Source organism: Streptomyces finlayi (genome assembly GCF_014216315.1).
In the GTDB taxonomy this organism is placed as follows: domain Bacteria; phylum Actinomycetota; class Actinomycetes; order Streptomycetales; family Streptomycetaceae; genus Streptomyces; species Streptomyces finlayi_A.
Genome location: NZ_CP045702.1, coordinates 5739088 through 5758615, shown reverse-complemented (window position 1 = coordinate 5758615; position 19528 = coordinate 5739088). Strand labels below are relative to the sequence as shown.

16 protein-coding genes and 2 pseudogenes are annotated in these 19528 nt (G+C 70.5%); 12 read left to right on the top strand and 6 right to left on the bottom strand.

The features are described 5' to 3' along the window. Positions 1–90: 90 nt before the first annotated feature. Entirely contained in the window at positions 91–528 is a 438-nt protein-coding gene (locus tag F0344_RS26290) for a DUF3052 domain-containing protein (protein WP_185301123.1), read from the bottom strand. A 482-nt stretch (positions 529–1010) separates the two neighbouring features. Between F0344_RS26290 and aceE the strand changes: the two genes are divergently transcribed. Continuing rightward, the gene (gene aceE, locus F0344_RS26285) at positions 1011–3752 is read left to right on the top strand and encodes a pyruvate dehydrogenase (acetyl-transferring), homodimeric type (protein ID WP_185301122.1); all 2742 of its coding nucleotides are present in this window, start codon (positions 1011–1013) and stop codon (positions 3750–3752) included. Between the two features lie 100 nt (positions 3753–3852). On the opposite strand, the gene F0344_RS26280 is transcribed toward aceE, so the two are convergent. Together F0344_RS26280 and F0344_RS26275 are read right to left on the bottom strand one after the other, a co-directional pair. Next, positions 3853–4215, bottom strand: a complete 363-nt coding sequence (locus tag F0344_RS26280; protein ID WP_185301121.1) for a peptidase inhibitor family I36 protein — start codon at positions 4213–4215, stop codon at positions 3853–3855. A 351-nt stretch (positions 4216–4566) separates the two neighbouring features. Further along, positions 4567–6177: an MFS transporter gene (locus tag F0344_RS26275; protein ID WP_185301120.1), complete on the bottom strand. Its 1611-nt coding sequence runs from the start codon at positions 6175–6177 to the stop codon at positions 4567–4569. Between the two features lie 117 nt (positions 6178–6294). On the opposite strand from F0344_RS26275, the gene F0344_RS26270 reads away from it, so the two are divergent. The 7 genes and pseudogenes from F0344_RS26270 to F0344_RS26240 all read left to right on the top strand — a co-directional run bounded on the left by F0344_RS26270 (position 6295) and on the right by F0344_RS26240 (position 13950). Continuing rightward, positions 6295–6969 (top strand): TetR/AcrR family transcriptional regulator, encoded by a 675-nt coding sequence (locus F0344_RS26270; RefSeq protein WP_185301119.1) that lies wholly within the window; start codon positions 6295–6297, stop codon positions 6967–6969. A 211-nt stretch (positions 6970–7180) separates the two neighbouring features. Then, the gene (locus tag F0344_RS26265) at positions 7181–8389 is read left to right on the top strand and encodes an alpha/beta hydrolase (protein WP_185301118.1); all 1209 of its coding nucleotides are present in this window, start codon (positions 7181–7183) and stop codon (positions 8387–8389) included. An 83-nt stretch (positions 8390–8472) separates the two neighbouring features. Further along, positions 8473–9423 carry a DUF4429 domain-containing protein gene (locus F0344_RS26260; protein WP_185301117.1) on the top strand — a complete coding sequence of 317 codons (951 nt, stop codon included), beginning with the start codon at positions 8473–8475 and terminating at the stop codon, positions 9421–9423. A gap of 137 nt (positions 9424–9560) precedes the next feature. Continuing rightward, positions 9561–10852: pseudogene (locus F0344_RS26255) on the top strand (histidine kinase); the annotation flags it as partial. A 13-nt stretch (positions 10853–10865) separates the two neighbouring features. Further along, a complete protein-coding gene (locus tag F0344_RS26250; protein WP_185301116.1) occupies positions 10866–11546 on the top strand; it encodes a response regulator in 681 nt (226 codons plus the stop codon). 142 nt (positions 11547–11688) lie between these two features. Next, positions 11689–12750: an alpha/beta hydrolase gene (locus F0344_RS26245; protein WP_185301115.1), complete on the top strand. Its 1062-nt coding sequence runs from the start codon at positions 11689–11691 to the stop codon at positions 12748–12750. Continuing rightward, a pseudogene (locus F0344_RS26240) lies at positions 12750–13950 on the top strand (acyltransferase family protein). The gene F0344_RS26245 and the pseudogene F0344_RS26240 overlap by 1 nt, the downstream one beginning before the upstream one ends. Positions 13951–14227: 277 nt before the next feature. Here F0344_RS26240 and F0344_RS26235 read toward each other — a convergent pair. Continuing rightward, the gene (locus tag F0344_RS26235) at positions 14228–15241 is read right to left on the bottom strand and encodes an aldo/keto reductase (protein WP_185301114.1); all 1014 of its coding nucleotides are present in this window, start codon (positions 15239–15241) and stop codon (positions 14228–14230) included. Then, the gene (locus tag F0344_RS26230) at positions 15241–15702 is read right to left on the bottom strand and encodes a MerR family transcriptional regulator (RefSeq protein ID WP_185301113.1); all 462 of its coding nucleotides are present in this window, start codon (positions 15700–15702) and stop codon (positions 15241–15243) included. Before F0344_RS26230 ends, F0344_RS26235 begins: the two co-directional genes overlap by 1 nt. Before the next feature lie 76 nt (positions 15703–15778). Here F0344_RS26230 and F0344_RS26225 point away from each other — a divergent pair, with 76 nt between their 5' ends. Continuing rightward, on the top strand, positions 15779–16600 hold the full coding sequence (locus F0344_RS26225; protein ID WP_185301112.1) for a serine hydrolase domain-containing protein: 822 nt from the start codon (positions 15779–15781) through the stop codon (positions 16598–16600). Positions 16601–16606: 6 nt separating this feature from the next. Here F0344_RS26225 and F0344_RS26220 read toward each other — a convergent pair whose 3' ends face one another. Then, complete coding sequence (locus F0344_RS26220) at positions 16607–17038, bottom strand: ATP-binding protein (RefSeq protein WP_185301111.1); 432 nt, start codon at positions 17036–17038, stop codon at positions 16607–16609. A gap of 77 nt (positions 17039–17115) precedes the next feature. Between F0344_RS26220 and F0344_RS26215 the strand changes: the two genes are divergently transcribed. The 3 genes from F0344_RS26215 to F0344_RS26205 are packed head-to-tail and all read left to right on the top strand — an operon-like array spanning position 17116 to position 19515. Then, a complete protein-coding gene (locus F0344_RS26215) occupies positions 17116–18387 on the top strand; it encodes a GmrSD restriction endonuclease domain-containing protein (protein ID WP_185301110.1) in 1272 nt (423 codons plus the stop codon). Then, the gene (locus tag F0344_RS26210; protein ID WP_185301109.1) at positions 18332–18829 is read left to right on the top strand and encodes a hypothetical protein; all 498 of its coding nucleotides are present in this window, start codon (positions 18332–18334) and stop codon (positions 18827–18829) included. The genes F0344_RS26215 and F0344_RS26210 overlap by 56 nt, the downstream gene beginning before the upstream one ends. Before the next feature lie 23 nt (positions 18830–18852). Beyond that, the gene (locus tag F0344_RS26205; RefSeq protein WP_185301108.1) at positions 18853–19515 is read left to right on the top strand and encodes a JAB domain-containing protein; all 663 of its coding nucleotides are present in this window, start codon (positions 18853–18855) and stop codon (positions 19513–19515) included. Positions 19516–19528: the final 13 nt, after the last annotated feature.

The window sequence follows — 19528 nt, the reverse complement described above, 5'->3', positions numbered from 1 at the left end:
TGTCCCCACCCTATGCAGCGACCTGCACGGCTGTACGAAGGCCCCCGACGGCGTGATGCCGTCGGGGGCCCCGGGTGGTGGGAGAGGGGTTCAGCGCTTGGCCTTGGCCCCCTTGGGGGTGACCAGACGGCTGCCCGTCCAGTCCTTGCCCGCACTGATGCTCTTGGTCTGGGCGAGACCGGCTGTCTGGGCAGCCTCGTTGATATCGCTCGGCTCGACGTATCCGTCGCGGCCGGTCTTAGGCGTCATCAGCCAGACCGTACCGCCGTCCTCGAGCAGACCGATGGCATCCACCAGCGCGTCCGTAAGGTCGCCGTCTTCGTCGCGGAACCAGAGCAGAACGACGTCAGCGACGTCGTCGTACTCCTCATCGACGAGATCCTGGCCGATAGTGGCCTCAATGCCCTCACGGAGCTCCAGCTCGACGTCGTCGTCGTAGCCGATCTCCTGGACCACTTGTCCGGGCTCGAACCCCAGGCGTGCTGCCGGGTTGGTCCGCTCCTCCGCGTGGTCCGCGGTCGCGCTCACGGGTTGCCTCCTGATCATGTTTCGGAAAGTACTTCACCCACGCGCGTGCGCGGGGCGTTGGCCGTAGTCCACACGGGCTCGGCGAATCGCGCAAGTACCCAGCGTCCGAGACCGCCTAAACGGTGACGTTCCCTGCCACGTCGCCGCAACCTCCGGCCGGTCCCCAGCGGGGCGCTCGATATCGCCCAGTCCGTTTACGTCCTTCCTCAGCTTATGCCGTTTCGATCCGCCAATCGGAGTCGAACAGCCTTTGGGAACGCTTGGACGGGTTGGGCGTATGGTTGCGGTTTGGCCCGACCCATCCTCCGACGCCCATACTCGTGCCCGGGGTGCGAGGCTTCAGAACCTCGCGGTTACCCCACGGTAGAGATGACGTTTGCGCCCTCGCGGTACACGATGGAGGCGGCGCACCACAGATGTCCCGGGGGTCCGTTCCCCGTAACCAGGCCCCGTAGAGCAGCACCGAACAGCGAAGGAACAGCGTGGCTTCCGGATCCGATCGCAACCCGATCATCATTGGCGGCCTTCCGAGCCAGGTCCCGGATTTCGATCCTGAGGAGACCCAGGAATGGCTCGACTCTCTCGACGCCGCCGTCGACGAGCGGGGCCGTGAGCGTGCCCGCTATCTGATGCTCCGGCTCATCGAGCGCGCGCGGGAGAAGCGTGTCGCCGTGCCGGAGATGCGCAGTACGGACTACGTCAACACGATCGCCACGAAGGACGAGCCGTTCTTCCCCGGCGACGAGGAGATCGAGCGCAAGGTCCTCAACGCGACCCGCTGGAACGCGGCCGTGATGGTGTCGCGCGCCCAGCGTCCCGGGATCGGCGTCGGCGGTCACATCGCCACGTTCGCTTCCTCCGCGTCGCTCTACGACGTCGGCTTCAACCACTTCTTCCGCGGCAAGGACGAGGGCGACGGCGGCGACCAGATCTTCTTCCAGGGGCACGCGTCGCCTGGGATCTACGCCCGCGCGTTCCTGCTCGACCGGCTGAGCGAGGCGCAGCTCGACGCGTTCCGCCAGGAGAAGTCGAAGGCTCCGAACGGTCTGTCCAGCTACCCGCACCCCCGGCTCATGCCGGACTTCTGGGAGTTCCCGACCGTCTCGATGGGCCTCGGCCCCCTCGGCGCGATCTACCAGGCCCGGATGAACCGCTACATGGAGGCGCGCGGCATCGCCGACACCTCCAAGTCGCACGTGTGGGCCTACCTGGGCGACGGCGAGATGGACGAGCCCGAGTCGCTCGGCCAGCTGTCCATCGCCGCCCGTGAGGGCCTGGACAACCTCACCTTCGTGGTGAACTGCAACCTCCAGCGCCTCGACGGCCCGGTCCGCGGCAACGGCAAGATCATCCAGGAGCTGGAGTCGCAGTTCCGCGGTGCCGGCTGGAACGTCATCAAGCTGGTCTGGGACCGCTCCTGGGACCCGCTGCTGGCGCAGGACCGCACGGGCATCCTCGTCAACAAGCTGAACACCACGCCGGACGGGCAGTTCCAGACGTACGCCACCGAGACCGGCGCGTACATCCGCGACCACTTCTTCGGCGACGACCCGCGGCTGCGGGACATGGTCAAGGACATGACCGACCAGCAGATCCTGCACCTGGGGCGCGGCGGCCACGACCACAAGAAGGTCTACGCGGCGTACGCGGCGGCCAAGGCCCACAAGGGCCAGCCGACGGTGATCCTGGCGCAGACGGTCAAGGGCTGGACCCTGGGGCCGAACTTCGAGGGCCGCAACGCGACCCACCAGATGAAGAAGCTCACGGTCGAGGACCTCAAGCGCTTCCGCGACCGGCTGCACATCCCGATCACGGACAAGCAGCTGGACGAGGGCTACCCGCCGTACTACCACCCGGGCCGCGACTCGGAAGAGATCCAGTACATGCACGACCGCCGCCAGGGTCTCGGCGGTTACGTCCCGACGCGTGTGGTGCGGGCGAAGCCGCTGGCCCTGCCGGACGAGAAGACGTACGCGGCCGCGAAGAAGGGTTCGGGTACGCAGTCGATCGCCACGACCATGGCGTTCGTGCGCATTCTGAAGGACCTCATGCGGGACAAGGAGATCGGCAAGCGTTTCGTGCTGATCGCGCCCGACGAGTACCGCACCTTCGGCATGGACGCTTTCTTCCCGAGTGCGAAGATCTACAACCCGCTCGGTCAGCAGTACGAGGCCGTGGACCGCGATCTGCTCCTGGCCTACAAGGAGTCCCCGACCGGGCAGATGCTGCACGACGGCATCTCCGAGGCCGGCTGCACGGCCTCGCTGATCGCCGCCGGATCGGCGTACGCCACCCACGGCGAGCCGCTGATCCCGGTCTACGTCTTCTACTCGATGTTCGGTTTCCAACGCACCGGTGACCAGTTCTGGCAGATGGCCGACCAGCTCGCGCGCGGCTTCGTACTGGGTGCGACGGCTGGTCGTACGACCCTGACCGGCGAGGGTCTCCAGCACGCGGACGGCCACTCGCAGCTGCTCGCCTCGACCAACCCGGGCTGTGTCGCCTACGACCCGGCGTTCGGATTCGAGATCGCGCACATCGTCAAGGACGGTCTGCGCCGGATGTACGGGGGGACGCCCGAGGAGAACGAGGACGTCTTCTACTACCTCACCGTCTACAACGAGCCGATCCAGCACCCGGCCGAGCCGGCTGACGTGGACGTCGAGGGCATCCTCAAGGGCGTGTACCGCTACCGGAGCGGCGAGAAGGGCCAGATCCCGGCCCAGATCATGGCGTCCGGTGTAGCGGTCCCGTGGGCGGTCGAGGCGCAGCGGATCCTCGCGGACGAGTGGAACGTCAAGGCGGACGTCTGGTCGGCGACCTCCTGGAACGAGCTGCGCCGCGAGGCCGTGGACGTGGAGCGGTACAACCTGCTCCACCCCGAGGAGGAGCAGCGCGTCCCGTACGTGACGTCGAAGCTCTCCGGCTCCGAGGGGCCGTTCGTGGCGGTCTCGGACTGGATGCGTTCGGTGCCGGACCAGATCTCCCGCTGGGTTCCCGGCGCGTACCAGTCGCTGGGCGCCGACGGTTTCGGCTTCGCCGACACCCGTGGCGCCGCCCGCCGCTTCTTCCACATCGACGCCCAGTCGATCGTCCTCGCGGTGCTCACCGAGCTCGCGAAGGAGGGCAAGATCGACCGGTCCGCCCTGAAGACGGCGGTCGACCGTTACGACCTCCTGGATGTGGCCGCGGCCGATCCGGGCCCGGCCGGCGGCGACGCGTAGGCACACAGATGACGAGGGGCGGCGGGACCGGAAGGTCGCGCCGCCCCTTCGCCGTGTCAGGAGCCGTGTCCGGGGTCGCCGTCCGGGGTCGCCGTCTGGGTCAGTTCTCCCAGATCTTGAAGGCCCTTACCTGGTACGAGGACCTGGGCACCCAGGTGCCCCCGCCCGGGTAGGTCTCGAACTCACCGGTCTCGTCGCACTCCGCCGACTGGTAGGTGGTGACGGGCCGCCCGGTGCGGTTGGCGAGTGCCTGCGCCTTGGTGCCCGCCGGCAGCGGGACGCAGCTGTCGACGTCGACGGTGGACAGCTCGTGGACCTGGCGGGCACCGGTGAAGTCCGGCTTCTTCCAGAGACACAACTGCCCGGCGTCGCAGGAGCCGAGCCGGACGGGTGCGGCGTGCACCGCGGTCGGCGGGATCAGTGCGGTGGCGGCCAGGGCGGCCGCGAGCAGAGTGGTGCGCATGGTGGTTCGTCCCCCGTGGTCGTGCGGATCAGTTGCCCGCACCCTGGCCTGCGGAGCGGCACCGGGGGAAGGGGTCCTGGACGCCGCCACCCTGATAGGGGTTTCTGACGCGCGTGAAATGCCGGGCGCACGACGATCGCCGGACGGGAAGCGTGCCCGTCCGGCGATCGTGGAGAGAGTGCGGCAGCCCTAGGTCCTGTCTGGAGTTCCAGCGCGGGAGAAGGAGCGGCGTCCGGTGCCGTCGAATCCAAGGCGGAGGAGGGAGCGATGGCGGAGCCCTCGCGACTGACGACAACGCCGGAGGCGGCGGTGCCGGACGCCGCGACGCCGCGGGGGAACTCCAGACAGGACCTAGATGTGTCCGGCTCCCGCGCCCGCCTCGGCGTTGTCGCCGCGCTTGGTGAGGGTGGCGACCAGGGCGGCGCCCACGGCGACGATCCCGGCGACCATGAACGCCGCGCTCATGCCCGACAGGAACGTCTCGTGCGCGACGCCCGCGATCTTCGCGGCGATCTCCGGCGGGGTGCCGGGGGCGATCGGCGGCATGCCGACCTCGACGGCCGACGAGGCCTGCTCCATCTGCTCGGGAGAGACCGGGGGAAGTTCCGCGTCCGCCCAGTTGCCGGCCAGCTTCGAGTCGACCTGCGAGGCCATGATCGCGCCGAGCACCGCCGTACCGAGGCTGCCGCCGACCTGCATCGCGGCCTGCTGGAGACCACCCGCGACGCCGGAGAGCTCCATCGGGGCGTTGCCCACGATGACCTCCGTGGCGCCGACCATGACCGGGGCGAGACCGAGACCGAGCAGACCGAACCAGACGGACATGGTCAGCGTGCCCGTGCCGATGGCCAGCTGGGACATGCCGAAGCAGGCGACAGCGGTGCAGACCATGCCGCCGACGAGCGGAACGCGCGGGCCGAACTTGGTGATGAGGGCGCCCGCGATGGGTGAGGCGACGATCATCATGCCGGTCAGCGGCAGCAGGTGCAGACCGCTGTCGACCGGGCTCATGCCGTGCACGTTCTGCAGATAGAAGGTGACGAAGAACAGCCCGCCCATGAAGGCGAAGGCCATGAGGATCATCAGGATCACACCGGCGGAGAGCGGCAGGGACTTGAACATCGCCAGCGGGATCAGCGGCTCGCGCACGTTCTTCTGGGAGAGCGCGAAGACGATGAAGAGGATCACCGCGGCACCCAGGAAGCCGAGCGTCCTGTAGTCGCCCCAGCCCCACTCGGCACCCTTGATGAGGGCCCAGATGAGGCAGAACATCGCCTGGGACAGCAGCACGATGCCGCCGATGTCGAAGGAGCGCGGGGCGTTCTCCGCGCGGTGGTCCTTGAGGATCACCACGCCGAGGACGACCGCGAGCACCCCGACCGGCACGTTGATGAAGAAGACCGACTGCCAGCTGACGTGCTCGACGAGTACGCCGCCCAGGATCGGGCCACCGGCGGTCGACGCGCCGATCACCATGCCCCAGATGCCGATCGCCATGTTCAGCTTCTCGGCCGGGAAGGTGGCGCGCAGCAGGCCGAGCGCGGCCGGCATCAGCAGGGCGCCGAAGAGGCCCTGGAGCACGCGGAACGCGATCACCAGGGCGACACCGTCGGCGAGGCCGATGGCGGCGGACGCTGCGGCGAAGCCGACGACGCCTATCAGGAAGGTCTGGCGGTGCCCGAAGCGGTCACCGAGCTTGCCCGCGGTGATCAGCGACACCGCGAGTGCGAGCATGTAGCCATTGGTGATCCACTGGACCTGGGCCAGCGAGGCACCCAGGTCCTTCTGGATGGCGGGATTGGCGATCGCGACGATCGTGCCGTCGAGCGCGACCATCATCACGCCGATGGCGACGGCGAACAGGGTCAGCCAGGGGTGGCCGCGAAGACCCTTGGCCGGGGCTGGGGAAACCGTCTTGTCCGGTTCCCGCGCCGCCTTCTCAACGGTGGTCTGACTAGTCATGCGCCGGAGATTAGTGTCAGCCACTGACAGTTGACAAACCGATTCACAACTCGGTAACTGTGCCGTAGCCCACAGGTCATCCCGAACCGGACGAAGCAGCAGAAGGCGAGCCGATACGTGCCAGCAGGGCAGGAAGCCGATCCTCCGGCCGGGCTGCGCGAACGCAGGAAACAGCGCACCCGTGGCGCCCTGCTGAACGCCGCTCTGGAGCTCTTCACCACGCAGGGGTACGAGCGGACCACGGTCGACGAGATCGCCGAGGCCGTGGAGGTCTCCCAGCGCACCTTCTTCCGCCACTTCGCGAACAAGGAGGAGGCCGCCTTCGCCGTCCAGACGATGGTCGAGTCCCGCTTCCTCGCGGAGCTGCGTCGACGTCCCGCCGCGGAAGCCCCCTTCGAGGCGATGCGCCGGGCCGTCCTGTGCGCCTGGAACAGCATCGGTGAGGCCATCGAGGAGATCATCCCGATCGAGCTCCACATGCGGACGTACCGGATGATCGAGTCGACCCCGTCGCTGATCGCCGCCCACATGCGCCGCGGCGTCGCCCTCGAGGACGAGATCGCCCGGCTGATCGCCCGGCGTGAAGGGCTCGACCTGGAGACCGACACGCGCCCGCGGATCGTCGTCGCCGCGTTCTCCGGAGTGATGCGGGTGTCCGGACAGCAGTGGGGTCTGGGGCAGGACACCAGCATGGAATCGCTGCGGGCCCTGACCGAGGAGTACCTCGACCACCTCGGCCCCGCACTGGCCGAGAACTGGCGGACGCCGCCAACCGGCGCCCCGGTCCGGTAGGTCCCACAGCGGCTGTGCCGCACCTCTCAGGGCCTCGCATGGCGGACCTCACACGCGGCACCTGATCCCCTCCCGACGAGGCGTCAGGCGCACCGGAACGTACGCGGGGCGCGCACACAGGGTGAGGGACGGCGGCCGAATTCCGGTCCGGCGGGTGATGTGCGTCACCCTCGTCACGGGCTCCGGCGAGCGTCTCCTAGGGTGAGGCGCAGTGACTTCCTTCGACTCCTCCCCCACGCTCACCGCCTGGCGCGCCCTGCTCGCCGTCGCGGTCGTGTTCGTGATGCTGGCGACCACCGGGTGGACCGCCGTGCGTCAGCAACGCTCCGACGAGCCACGAGAGATCGCGCTGGTCTCCTGGGCCCAGGGACGGATAGCCGGTCACGCGCTGCCGGACATCGCTTCACCGCCCTACCGGCTGGCCCATTTCTTCGCCACGCTGACGGCCGGACAGCAGACCGCGCTCGCCGACACCTACCCGCTCCTCGTGGGAAACATGAACGGCGCCCCGGTCACTCTGCGCTACCGCGCCAACCGGCAGGCACTGAAGGAAGCGCGGGTCATCGAGCAGCGGCGGATGCACGACACGAGACTCTCGCCCGGCGGCCGTCACGAGGCGCTGCGCAGGATGGAGCGCTTCCGTTCCATGCTCGCGAAGGACCGTCAGATCCTGGCCTTCGACCCGTCGGGCAAGGGGCACGCCGCGGAGGTGTTCGGCGATCTGGACCGGGCGAGCCGGGTCTCGGTCGTGGTGCCCGGCGTCGATACGAATCTGCTGACCCTGGAGCGCTCCGGCCGGGCGTTCTCGGCCCCCGTCGGCATGGCGCATGCCCTGTACGCGGCCGAACGTGCCGCCCGCCCCGGTACCCGTACCGCGGTCATCGCCTGGGCCGACTACACCTCCCCCGCCGGAATCGGTGTGGACGCGGCGCTGGGCAGGCTGGCCAGGGCCGGGGCGGTACGGCTGAACGCCCTGGTCGACGTGTTGCCCGGCACGTCACGCATCTCGTTGTTCTGCCACAGTTACGGCTCCGTGCTGTGCGGGGTCGCCGCACAGGGCCTGCCGTCCCGGGTGACGGACATCGCCGTGGCGGGCAGTCCCGGCATGAGGGTGGAGCGGGCGGAGCAGCTGGACACCGGGGCCAGGGTCTGGGCGACGCGGGACCGCGACGACTGGATCCAGGACGTGCCGTATCTGGCGTTCGGCGGCATCGGACACGGCGCCGACCCGGTCGATCCGGAGTTCGGTGCGCGGATCATGTCGGCGCGGGGCGCGATCGGGCACAGCGGCTACTTCGAGCCGGGTACGGAGAGCCTCAGCAACTTCGCGGCGATCGGTGTGGGCGCCTACGAATCGGTCAGCTGCGCGAGCGGCGACGGCGCCTGCCACAGCGGGATTTCCGGCGAACGGAACACCTGACGCGCGTAGAGCACGGGACATGGGCCGAATTGCGGCTCGCTTCGAGGGGGACGTGGAGGCCGGTGCCGCATACGATGAGGCGCATGGGTGATGTGCTGGCCGGAATTCATGCCACCTGGGAGTTCGACACCGACTCCGTGCTCATCCGCTTCGAACGGGGTATCCGCACGCCGAAGCTCTTCCAGAGCCTGCGTGAACGGCGCGTACCGCACGCGGCGTTGTCGTCGGTGACGCTGACCCCTGGCAAGCGGGGCACGGTGGTTCTGCAGGCGGTGCCGAGACCCGGTGCCGATCCACTGCTGGAGGCTGCGGCCGGACAGCTGAAGGACGGGTGCGATCCGTACCGGCTGGTGCTGCCCGCCGAACGCGAGACGCTCGCCGAGTACTACGCGGACGAGCTGCGCGCCCTGCTGGGGCCGGACGCGGCGCTCCGCGCCGACCGGTTCATGGTCGCGGCACCCGACGCCCCGCTGAGCTTCAAGGCGTACGACGGCCGGGCCGGCTTCGACGGCGACCGGATCTCCTTCCGGTGGTCCTGGACCGGTGCGTCCAGTGCCAAGTGGAAGGCCGGCGACCAGACGTTCTCGGTCCAGGAGCTCAGCGGTGTCGAGTGGCGTTCGCCCGAGGCGTTCGACGGCTACCTGCGGCTCGTGCCGCGCTCCGGGGCGGCGGACTCCGTGATGGCGGGCCCGGTGGACGTGCCCGGTGCGGCGTACGGAGGAGTGGGCGGGGCGCACCGCCTGCAAGCCGCCGTCCGGCCCGCCCAGGCGGACCAGGACCCGGCGGCGGTCGTCTTCGGGCTCGGCTACGGTCCGGTGCACGAGTCGCTGCCGTTCGCGGCCGCAGTACTGGAGTCCGTACGCCGCCGTCAGTCCAGGCCCGCGACGGCGCCCGCCGCACTGGCCGGCGCGGTGCGGCGGGATCCGGCGGACATCGCCGAGCGGATCAGACACCTGGGGGATCTGCACGAGGCGGGGCTCGTCACGGACGACGAGTACGGCGCGAAGAAGGCGCAGCTGCTCGCGGAGCTGTAGCGGGCCCCGGAGCGGGACGGTCCGTACGGCACCCCGTGCTCCGTAGGACACCCGTACCCCGGTATGAGGCGCGGGCGGCGGACCGGCACCCCGGTATGACGCCGGACGGCGGGTTCGCTGCCTAGGGTGAGCGGGTCATGTCCACTTCACCCGCCGGGCCGACGCCGCCCGCCGCAATCTGCGCGAGCTCGCCCATGGGCTGTCCCACGCGTCCCATCCGCCCGTCCCGCTCTTCGCCGACGCCCCGAGACTGTGGAAGCGGCTGCTCCCGTACGGGGTCGTTCTCGCCCTGGCCGCGATCTTCATCCCCACCACGATCGAGGTCCTGACCTCGCAGTACTGGGTGAGCGGCGGGATGGCGGGGGCACTCGCCGTCGCGCAGGCCGCGCCGCTGCTGATGCTGGCGCACCGGCCGCTGCAGGCGTGGTGGATCATCTTCGCGGCCGACATCGTGGGCGCCCTCGTCCTGCTGGCGGAGCCCGTCGGGAAGTACGACGTCTGGCCGTGGACGCCGCCGGCCACCGTCGGCTACCTCTTCGTCCTCCTGGCGCTGGGGCTTCGCGAGACCCGCAGGACCGTGGTCGGCGTGTGGCTGGCGACGGGCGCCGCGGGGCTGGTGCTGCACTGGGTCGGCTCCGGGCGCAGCACCGGCAGCGCACTCCTCCTGTTCGTCCTCGGCGCGGTGGTGCTGGTGATCGGGACTGCCGTGCAGGAGCGGGGCGAGGCCCAGCGGCGGCTCGTCGAGCAGGAGACCATCAGCGAGGCGGAACGGGCGCAGCGGACGCTTCTGGAGGAGCGGACCCGTATCGCCCGCGAGCTCCATGACGTCGTCGCGCACCACATGTCGGTGATCACGGTCCAGGCGGACTCCGCGCCGTACCGGATCAGCGGGCTGTCCGAGGAGGCGCGCGAGGAGTTCGGGACCATCGCGGCGAGTGCCCGGGAGTCGCTGACGGAGATGCGGCGGCTGCTCTCGGTGCTGCGCAGCGACGGAACGGAGGGCGAACGCACGCCGCAGCCGGGGACCGGACAGGTGCAGGCGCTCGTGGAGGCGACGGTGCGGGCGGGGCTGCCCGCCGCACTCTCGCTGGCCACGGAGGTGGCGGAGGCCGCCGGTCGCGGGGACCTGCCGCAGGCGGTGGAGCTCTCGGCGTACCGCATCGTGCAGGAGGCGCTGGCGAATGTGGTCCGGCACGCGCCGGGGGCGCGGACCCGGGTGTCGATCGCGGCGGGCGGGGACCATCTGACGGTGGTGGTCGTCAACGACCGTGCAGAGCGGCCCGGTTCGCCGCTGGAGACGAGCGGCACGGGACACGGGCTGGTCGGTATGCGTGAGCGCGTACGGTTGACCGGCGGCACGCTGGACACCGGTCCGCTGCCGGACGGCGGTTTCCGGGTGGCCGCACGGCTCCCCCTGAACGCGCCCCCGACCCGGAGGACTCGTGACCATCCGCGTGATCATCGTCGACGACCAGGCCATGGTGCGCGCGGGGTTCGCCGCGCTGCTGGCGGCGCAGAGCGACATCGACGTGGTGGGGGAGGCGCCGGACGGACGGCAGGCGATCGAGGTCAGCAGGAACCGGCATCCCGACGTGGTGCTGATGGACGTCCGGATGCCCGAGATGGACGGGCTGGCGGCGGCCCGTGAGCTGCTGAACCCGCCCTTGGGCGTGATCCACCGGCCCAAGGTGCTGATGCTCACCACCTTCGACGTGGACGACTACGTGTACGAGGCGCTGCGCGCCGGCGCGTCCGGCTTCCTGCTGAAGGACGCGCCGCCCGCGGATCTGATCGCGGCGGTACGGGTGGTGGCGGCGGGGGACGCGCTGCTGGCCCCGTCGGTGACCCGGCGGCTGATCGCGGACTTCGCGGCCCGGCGGCCGTCCGCTGCGGCCCGGAGCGGTCCGGCACTCCGGCTCAACGGGCTCACCCCCCGGGAGACGGAGGTGCTGGAGCTGATCGCGCGTGGGCTGTCCAACCAGGAGATCGCCGACCGGCTGGTGCTGGCCGAGCAGACGGTGAAGACGCACATCGGGCGGGTGCTGGCCAAGCTGGATCTGCGGGACCGGGCGCAGGCCGTGATCTTCGCGTACGAGTCGGGACTGGTGGCGCCGGGCAGCTGACCCGCCCCCGCACCCCGTACACCCCCTACCCCGGTATCACTTCGCGGTTGGCTCCGTGGTGTGACGCCCTCGCACCCACCCTCTTCCTACCTTCCTCTCCGTCGCACCGAACGGTGCGCAACAGCCAAAGAGGGAGGGCGAGATGCGCCGCTACGCGAGGACCCTGGTCGCGGTCGCGCTGGCGACGACCGTGGTGGCCGGGAGCGCGGGGTGGGTGTCGGGGGACGCACAGCACGCGCTGACCGGGCCACCGCCGGGAAGCGCCGCTTGGAGCGCGGACCGTGTCCTGGGGCGGGAGCTGCCCGATCCGGCCGAGTCGTCACCCGCCGAAGTGGGCCGGTTCTTCGCGGAGTTGACCGGTGCCGAGCGGGAGGAGCTGGTGCAGCGGCACCCGTTGGTGGTCGGCAACCTCGACGGGGCTCCCGTGGAGCTGCGCTACCGGGCCAACGCCCTCGCCCTGAAAACCGGTCACGACCCCCGGTACACGCACCTCCACGGCGACGACCGGCAGATCCTCGCCTTCGATCCCCGGGGCCGCGGCCAGGTCGCCGAGGTCTTCGGTGACGTGCGGTCGGCACGGCAGGTGTCCGTGGTGGTGCCGGGTTCGGACATCGACGCGGGGACCTTCGACCGTACGACGGATGTGTACGGCACCCCGTCGGGCATGGCGAAGTCGCTGTACGCCGAGACCGGGCCGGGCAGTGCGGTGATCGCCTGGGCCGGATACACCACGCCCGTCGGTGTGGGCGTCGATGCCGCGAGCGGCAGGCTCGCGGAGGCCGGGGCGGACCGGCTGGCCCGGTTCACCGACGGACTCGTCGCCGACGCGCTGCCCGAGCCGGCCGTGTTCTGCCACAGCTACGGGTCCGTGGTGTGCGGTCTGGCCGCACCCCGGCTCCGGGCCACGGACCTGGTCGTACTCGGCTCGCCCGGAATGCGCGCCGACACCGTCGGTGACCTGCGTACCGGAGCCCGGGTCTGGGCCGCCAAGGACGCCACCGACTGGATCGACGACGTACCGAACGTCGAGGTCGCCGGCCTGGGACACGGCACCGACCCCACCGACCCGGAGTTCGGCGCCCGTCCCGTACCGGCGAAGGACGCCCAGGGGCACACGGGTTACTTCGTGCCGGGGACGGACTCGCTCCGCTCGTTCGCCGCGATCGCCGCCCTCTCCGCCGGCCCGGAAGGGACGGTTCTCTGATGAGCGTCAGGCGGCTCGCGACACGGATCGACGCCCGAACCCCCCGCCCACCGGGACCGGGCGATCGACGGCCTGCGCGCGCTGGCCCTGCTCGCCGTCCCGGCCGGGCACTGGCTGCTCGGCGGGTTCACGCTCGACGGCGGGGGCGCCCTGCACAACGCGAGTCCGCCGGCCACGTTCGGTTTCTTCGCCCCGGTCAGCTGGGTGCTCCAGATGCTCGGCATCTTCTTCCTGGTGGGCGGGTACGCCTCCGTGCTCTCCTACCGTCGCCGGACGTCCACGACCGGCGCCTGGCTGCGCGGCAGGATGGTCCGCCTCGGCAGGCCCGTGCTCGGGGTGACGGCCGTCTGGGCGGGGATGATTCCCGTGCTGTACGCGCTCGGGGTGCCCGGCGACACGCTGCACACGGCGTCGACGCTGGTGATCCAGCCGCTCTGGTTCGTCGGGGTGTACGCCGTGGTCACGGCCCTGACGCCGTACTGCGTACGGCCGGCGGGGAAGCTCGGCGGCTGGGCGGCGGCACCGCCGCTCGTCTCCGTCGCCGTGGTGGACGTCCTGCGGTACGGGCCGTACGCGGACTCCGTGCCGTCGTGGCTGAGCCTGCTGAACATCCTGCCGGGCTGGCTCTTCGCGTATCAGCTCGGGGTGTCCTGGGGCGAGGGGCGGATCGGCAAGCGCGGGGCCCGGCTGCTGCTCGCCGGCGGAAGCGTCCTGTTCGCCGTGCTGCTGCTCGCGTTCCACTACCCCGCCTCGATGGTCGGCGTACCGGGCGAGGCACGCACGAACTCGCACCCGCCGTCGCTGCTGGTGCTCGCGCCGGCGGCGGCGCAGAGCGGGGCGGCGATCCTGCTGCGGGACCGGATCGCGGGGTTCCTGCGCCGACCGCTGGTGTGGGCGCAGGTCGTCGTCATCAATCTCTCCGCGATGACGATCCTGTGCTGGCACCAGACGGCGATGCTGGCGGCGGCCGTGCCCGCGTCGTTCGCGGGCACGGTGCCGGGACTGACGACCGGCCCGGACACGCCGGGCTGGATTCTGGCCCGGCCGGCGTGGATGCCGGTGTTCGCGGGGCTGCTGGTGCTGATCGCGCGGTACGCGCGGAGGTTCGAGGCGCCGTGGCAGTCGGGCACGGGGGCCCTTCGGGTGGCGGCGGGGGCGCTCGCGGCGGGGTTCGCGGTGTTCGCGCTCCGGCTGGCGTGAGCGGGTGGGGCGGGGCGGGCAGGCTCCGTGCCCCGGAGGCCGGGCACCCCCGGGGCACCGCCCCGGACCCCGGACCTCAATCGCCGGACGGGCTCGAAGTGCACGGACCTGTCCTGATGGCCACCGGGCGAGGCCGAAGTGCCGGGCACACCCTGATGGCCACCGGACGGGGCGGAAGTGCCCCGGCACGCCCTGATGGAGACGGGCAGGCCCACCCACCAAGCCCGTCCGGCGGTTGAGGACAGCCCGGTCGGCTTGAGGACAAACGCGCCGCGGCCTACTCGCGCGCAGCCGACGTGCTGCTCATGTCCGGGTAGCGGTCACCCGCCACCCGCCCCGCGATCGGCTCCAGCAGGGCCAGCTCCTGCGGAGTCAGCCTCAGCCGGGTCGCCGCCACGTTCTCCAGCAGACGGCTCCGCTTACGCGTCCCCGGAATGGGCACCACCGTCAGGCCGTGCACCTCCGCACGCCGCTGCACCCACGCGAGGGCCACCTGCGCGGCCGTCGCCCCGTGCGCCGCCGCGATCTTGTGCACGGGCTCCAGAAGGGCCGCGTTCGTCTTCGCGTTCTCGCCCGTGAAGCGCGGCTGGAACTTACGGAAGTCACCCTCCGTCAGGTCCTTGCCCGCGTCCGCGAACGCCCCGGTCAGGAAGCCGCGGCCGAGCGGAGAGTACGGCACGAGCGTCACCCCGAGCTCGACCGCAGCGCCCACCGCGCTGCGCTCCACGTCCCGGCTGAACAGCGACCACTCCGACTGGAGGGCGGCGATCGGGTGCACGGCGTGGGCCTCGCGGAGCTCGGCGCCGGTCACCTCACTCAGTCCGAGCTGCTTGACCTTGCCCTGCCGGACCAACTCGGCCATGGCGCCGACCGACTCGGCCAGCGGCACGGCGGGGTCGCGCCTGTGCATGTAGTACAGGTCGATGACCTCGGTGTTCAGCCTGCGCAGGCTTGCCTCGACGGACTGCCGGATGTACGCCGGGTCGTTGCGGATGCCCCGGTACTGCGGGTCGTCGCTGCGCTCGATGGCGAACTTCGTGGCCAGTGTGATCTCGTCCCGGTGCGCCCCGACGAAGGGCGCGAGGAACTCCTCGTTGGCTCCGCGCCCGTAGACGTCCGCGGTGTCGAAGAGGGTGACCCCCACCTCCAGCGCCGCTTCCAGGGTGTCGCGGGCGGCCGCCTCGTCCGTTTCGCCGTAGAACTCGCTCATGCCCATGCAGCCGAGTCCCTGCACACCGACCTGGGGCCCGTCGCTGCCGAGCCGCACCGTGGCGATCTTGTTGTCAGTCATCAGGCACTGGGCCTTTCCGGTACCCGTCGGGCACCCGCATAGAATTCGATCTTGAAGTCGAGCACGGCGAGCGTGTCCTGGAGCTCCGCGATCCGCGTCCGTACGTCGCGGCGGGTCGACTCCAGGAGCTCCCGCCGGGCCTCGAACGTGTGCTCGCCCTCGCGCAGCAGTTCCGCGTACCGGACCATGTCGGCGACCGGCATCCCGGTCAGCCTGAGCTTTCCGACGAAGCCCAGCCAGTCCAGGTCCCGGTTGGTGAACCGGCGCTGACCGGTGTGGGACCGGTCGACGTGCGACATCAGCCCGATCCGCTCGTACCACCGCAGGGTGTGTGCCGTGAGGCCGGTGAAGGCGGCGACCTCGCTGATGGTGTAGTGGTCCTGGCCCTCTGGTCGCGGGTGCGCCGGGGTGGGCGCGGCGCAGACAGCCGTCCCTTCGGAAGTGCTCTCCATCACCGTCATGCCCTCCACGCTAGAACCCTGGAGTGCACTCGAAGCAAGCACAACCGGCCGCGTGTTTCGGATTAGGCTCACACTCATGCAGAGCCTGGAGATGATCGACAACTGGCCCGTCACGACCGTCGCGGCAGCCGTCGTACGGGCGGACGGCACCGTACTCGGTACGCGCGGTCCGGTCGCACACCGCTTCCCGCTCGCCTCCGTCACCAAGCCGCTCGCGGCGTACGCGGTGCTGGTGGCGTACGAGGAGGGGGCCGTGGAGCTGGACGAACCGGCGGGCCCCGAGGGGTCCACCGTGCGGCACCTCCTCGCGCACACCAGCGGCCTCGCCTTCGACGAGCACCGCGTGAGCGCCCCTCCCGGCACCCGGCGGCTGTACTCCAACGCGGGCTTCGAGGTGCTCGGGGACCACCTGGCGAAGGCGACGGACATCCCGTTCGCCGAGTACCTGCGCCAGGCCGTCCTGGAGCCGCTGGGCATGACGTCGACGACCCTGGACGGCTCGCCCGCCCGGGACGGCGTCTCGACCGTCGAGGACCTGGTGCGGTTCGCGGCGGAGGTGCAGACACCCCGGCTGCTGGACCCGCGCACGGTGCTGGAGGCGCAGACCGTCGTCCATCCCGGCCTGAAGGGGGTCCTGCCTGGTTACGGCCACCAGAACCCCAACGACTGGGGGCTCGGCTTCGAGATCCGCGACTCCAAGTCGCCCCACTGGACAGGCGCTTCCTCGTCCCCGGCGACCTTCGGGCACTTCGGCCAGTCCGGGACGTTCCTGTGGATCGACCCGGTGGCGGGAGCGGCCTGCGTGGCGCTCACCGACCGGGCCTTCGGGCCCTGGGCAGCCGAGGTGTGGCCGCTGTTCACGGACGCGGTGCTGGCGGAGCTTGGCGCCCCCCACTGAGAGACATCACCCCTCGGCGACACCGTCGTCGGCTTTGGCGGCCAGGCACTCGAACCACACCGTCTTGCCGCCGGAGCCGCGCGGCTCCACACCCCAGCCGTCTGTGACGGCGGCGACCAGGAGCAGACCCCGCCCACCCTCGGCGAGTTCGTCACCCGCGACGGCACTGGGCAGCTGCGGGCACCCGTCCGCAACCTCGACCCGCACGCCGCCGGCCTGGAGCGGGAGAATGCATGTCTGGCAGCGACGACCGGGGACGTGCCGCACGACATTCGCGATCAGTTCAGTGAGCGCCAGCTCAGCCGCGTCGGCGACGTCAAGGAGCCCCCAGCCGGCGAGGTACAGGCGCAGGATGCGGCGCAGATGCCGCGCCGAGTGCTCACCCACCGCGGAGTCGGCGCGGTAGGTCGCCTCCGCGCCTTCAGACCGCAGGCGCATTGGATGTCAGTGGTGCCCCCTACGATCGTCCCCATAGCTGCTCCAGCTGTGGGATTACGGCGATCAGGGGGTACACGATGGGGACATCACCGGTGTCACCGGCACGGGTACGCGCGCCCGAGCCGACGATTGCGCCGATCACCTCACTCGCCTCGCGGGTGCTGTCCGGCGACATCGTTTTACCGAAGTTCCAGCGGGCGTTCGTCTGGACCCCGCAGCAGGTCCTGTACCTGCTCGACTCGGTGCGCCGCAACTACCCCATCGGCAGCCTGCTCATGTGGCGCACCACGGCCAAGCTGGCCAGCGGACACGAGATCGCAGGCCTGGACACCGTCGAACAGCACGAGGGCGCCCCGGTGCACTACGTGCTCGACGGCCAACAACGCCTCGCCAGCCTGGTGGGTGCGCTGCATGGCTCCGGGCCGATATGGGAGATCGCGTACGACCTGGAGCGCGAGGAATTCCTGCACCTCACGGAAGACGCTCCGACCGGGCCTCACATCATGCCCGTGCGCCACCTCACCTCCGTCGGAGCGATGCTTTCCTGGATCCGGCAGGACAAGCCCAATGACGAACTACGGCTCCGAGCCGAGGCATTGAGCGAGCAGTTCGCGCACTACCAGGTGCCGATAGTGACGCTCCTGGATGTCTCCGAGGAAGACTCGGCCCGTATCTTCGAGCGAATCAACAGCACCGGTACGTCCATGGACATCGTGGACCTGATCCGGGCGGGCACCTGGTCCAAGGACTTCGACCTCAATGACCAGATCGAGCAGTTGCTCCAGGTCCTCGATGCCAAGAAGTACGGCCGGGTCGACGCGAAGACGATGTTGCGGACGATTTCGGCGGCGGCAGGGTTCGGCTTTTCCACCAGGTCCATCCACGAGCTGCGCAGCCTGGACCAGCCGCAGCTCCAGACGGCCGTCGGCGAGGCGGGCAAGGCGGCGGCGAGGGCAGTGGACTTCCTCTCCACCCAGATCCACACCCCGCAGGCGGAAGCGCTGCCGTACTACAACCAGTTCGCTGTCCTGGTCGAGCTGTTCAGGCGGCTGCCCAAGCCGACGGCCGGTCAGTACGACGCAGTGACCCGATGGTTCTGGCTCACGGCGAGCGGCGAGTACTTCAAGGGCTGGCGAGAGTCCCAGATGGGGCCGGACCTGACGGCGGTCACGGAGTTCGCGGCAGGGCCGCTCGACGGAGATCGAGACAGGGGCCGCGCTCCCCCGGAGCATTCTGTGGCAGCGTGCGCAGTTCTCCCGGCAGAACGCACCCAGCAAGCTCCTGGTCCTGCTCATGTCGTACGAGAAGCCGCTCGATCTGAACACGGGCCTCGTCATCGACGTGGCTGACGCACTGTCCTGGCAGAACGGGAAGCAGTTCCACCACTTCTTTCCGCGTGCGTACTTGAAGAAGGAAGGGGTGAAGTCAGGGCAGGACAACGTCTGCGGCAACCTGATCATGCTCAGCGCGATCACGAACAACTGGATCTCCGACCGTCGCCCCTCCGCCTACCTCAAGGACCTGGCCGACTGGAACGGCGAGGACGTCCTGCGGGAGCGGCTGCGGACGTGCCTCATCGAGGAGGATGCCTACCAGGCCGCGTTGCGCGATGACTACGACGGTTTCCTGCGGGCCCGCTCGGAGACGTTGCACCGACGGCTGATGGCGCTCATCGGATCGGCGGCGGGGAGCAGCGGGGGCGGGGGGACGCCCGTCTCTTCTTCTGACGTGGAGCCCGACCCGCCGGTAGCCGCCGGCTCGGAGCCTCTCGACCGCGACTCGGTGGACTGAGGGGGTGCGGAGCGATGGTACGTATGCGGGACGTGCCCGCCCGGGACCGGCCGCGCGAACGGCTGCTGGCACGGGGCGCGGAGGCACTGTCCGACCGTGAGCTCCTGGCTCTGTTGCTGGGCGCCGGAGTCCCCGGCCAGGATGCGGTGGAACTGGCCGGGCGGCTGATCGTCCGGCACGGCGGCCTGTACGAACTGTCCCGCCTTCCCGCGCACGAACTGGGGGCGGGCCTGGCCGGGATCGGCCCGGCGAAGACGGCCCGGGTACCGGCGGCGTTCCAGCTGGGCCGACGGGCCGCGCCTCCTTCTCCGTCCTCCCGCCAAAGGGTCTGCGGCTCGGCCGACTTGGCGAGCATCGCGGCTCCCCTCCTGCACGGCCTGCGCCACGAACGAGTCGTCGTGGTCGTCTGTGACGGGGCGGGCACGGTTCTGCGTACGAGCGTCCTGACCGAGGGCGCCTCGGACCGCAGCCTGCTCCCGGTCCGCGACGTCCTCGCCCTGGTCCTCGCGGCAGGCGGCGCGTCCTTCGGTGTTGCCCACAACCACCCCACGGGCCGGGCGGACCCGAGCGAGGCCGACCACCGCGCTACGACCCGCCTGGCGGCGGGGGCTGCGGCGGTCGGCCTGCGCTTCCTGGACCATGTGGTGGTCACGGACGGAGGGTGGCGGCGGGTTCAGGCCGAGTGACTTGATGCCTTGG

Coding starts and splice junctions, on each gene's coding strand:
- F0344_RS26225 (WP_185301112.1), top strand. CDS start 15,779: ATGCAGAGCCTGGAGATGATCGACAACTGGCCCGTCACGACCGTCGCG.
- F0344_RS26245 (WP_185301115.1), top strand. CDS start 11,689: ATGCGCCGCTACGCGAGGACCCTGGTCGCGGTCGCGCTGGCGACGACC.
- F0344_RS26215 (WP_185301110.1), top strand. CDS start 17,116: ATGGGGACATCACCGGTGTCACCGGCACGGGTACGCGCGCCCGAGCCG.
- F0344_RS26260 (WP_185301117.1), top strand. CDS start 8,473: ATGGGTGATGTGCTGGCCGGAATTCATGCCACCTGGGAGTTCGACACC.
- F0344_RS26210 (WP_185301109.1), top strand. CDS start 18,332: ATGTCGTACGAGAAGCCGCTCGATCTGAACACGGGCCTCGTCATCGAC.
- F0344_RS26205 (WP_185301108.1), top strand. CDS start 18,853: ATGCGGGACGTGCCCGCCCGGGACCGGCCGCGCGAACGGCTGCTGGCA.
- F0344_RS26220 (WP_185301111.1), bottom strand. CDS start 17,038: ATGCGCCTGCGGTCTGAAGGCGCGGAGGCGACCTACCGCGCCGACTCC.
- F0344_RS26280 (WP_185301121.1), bottom strand. CDS start 4,215: ATGCGCACCACTCTGCTCGCGGCCGCCCTGGCCGCCACCGCACTGATC.
- F0344_RS26235 (WP_185301114.1), bottom strand. CDS start 15,241: ATGACTGACAACAAGATCGCCACGGTGCGGCTCGGCAGCGACGGGCCC.
- F0344_RS26275 (WP_185301120.1), bottom strand. CDS start 6,177: ATGACTAGTCAGACCACCGTTGAGAAGGCGGCGCGGGAACCGGACAAG.
- F0344_RS26230 (WP_185301113.1), bottom strand. CDS start 15,702: ATGACGGTGATGGAGAGCACTTCCGAAGGGACGGCTGTCTGCGCCGCG.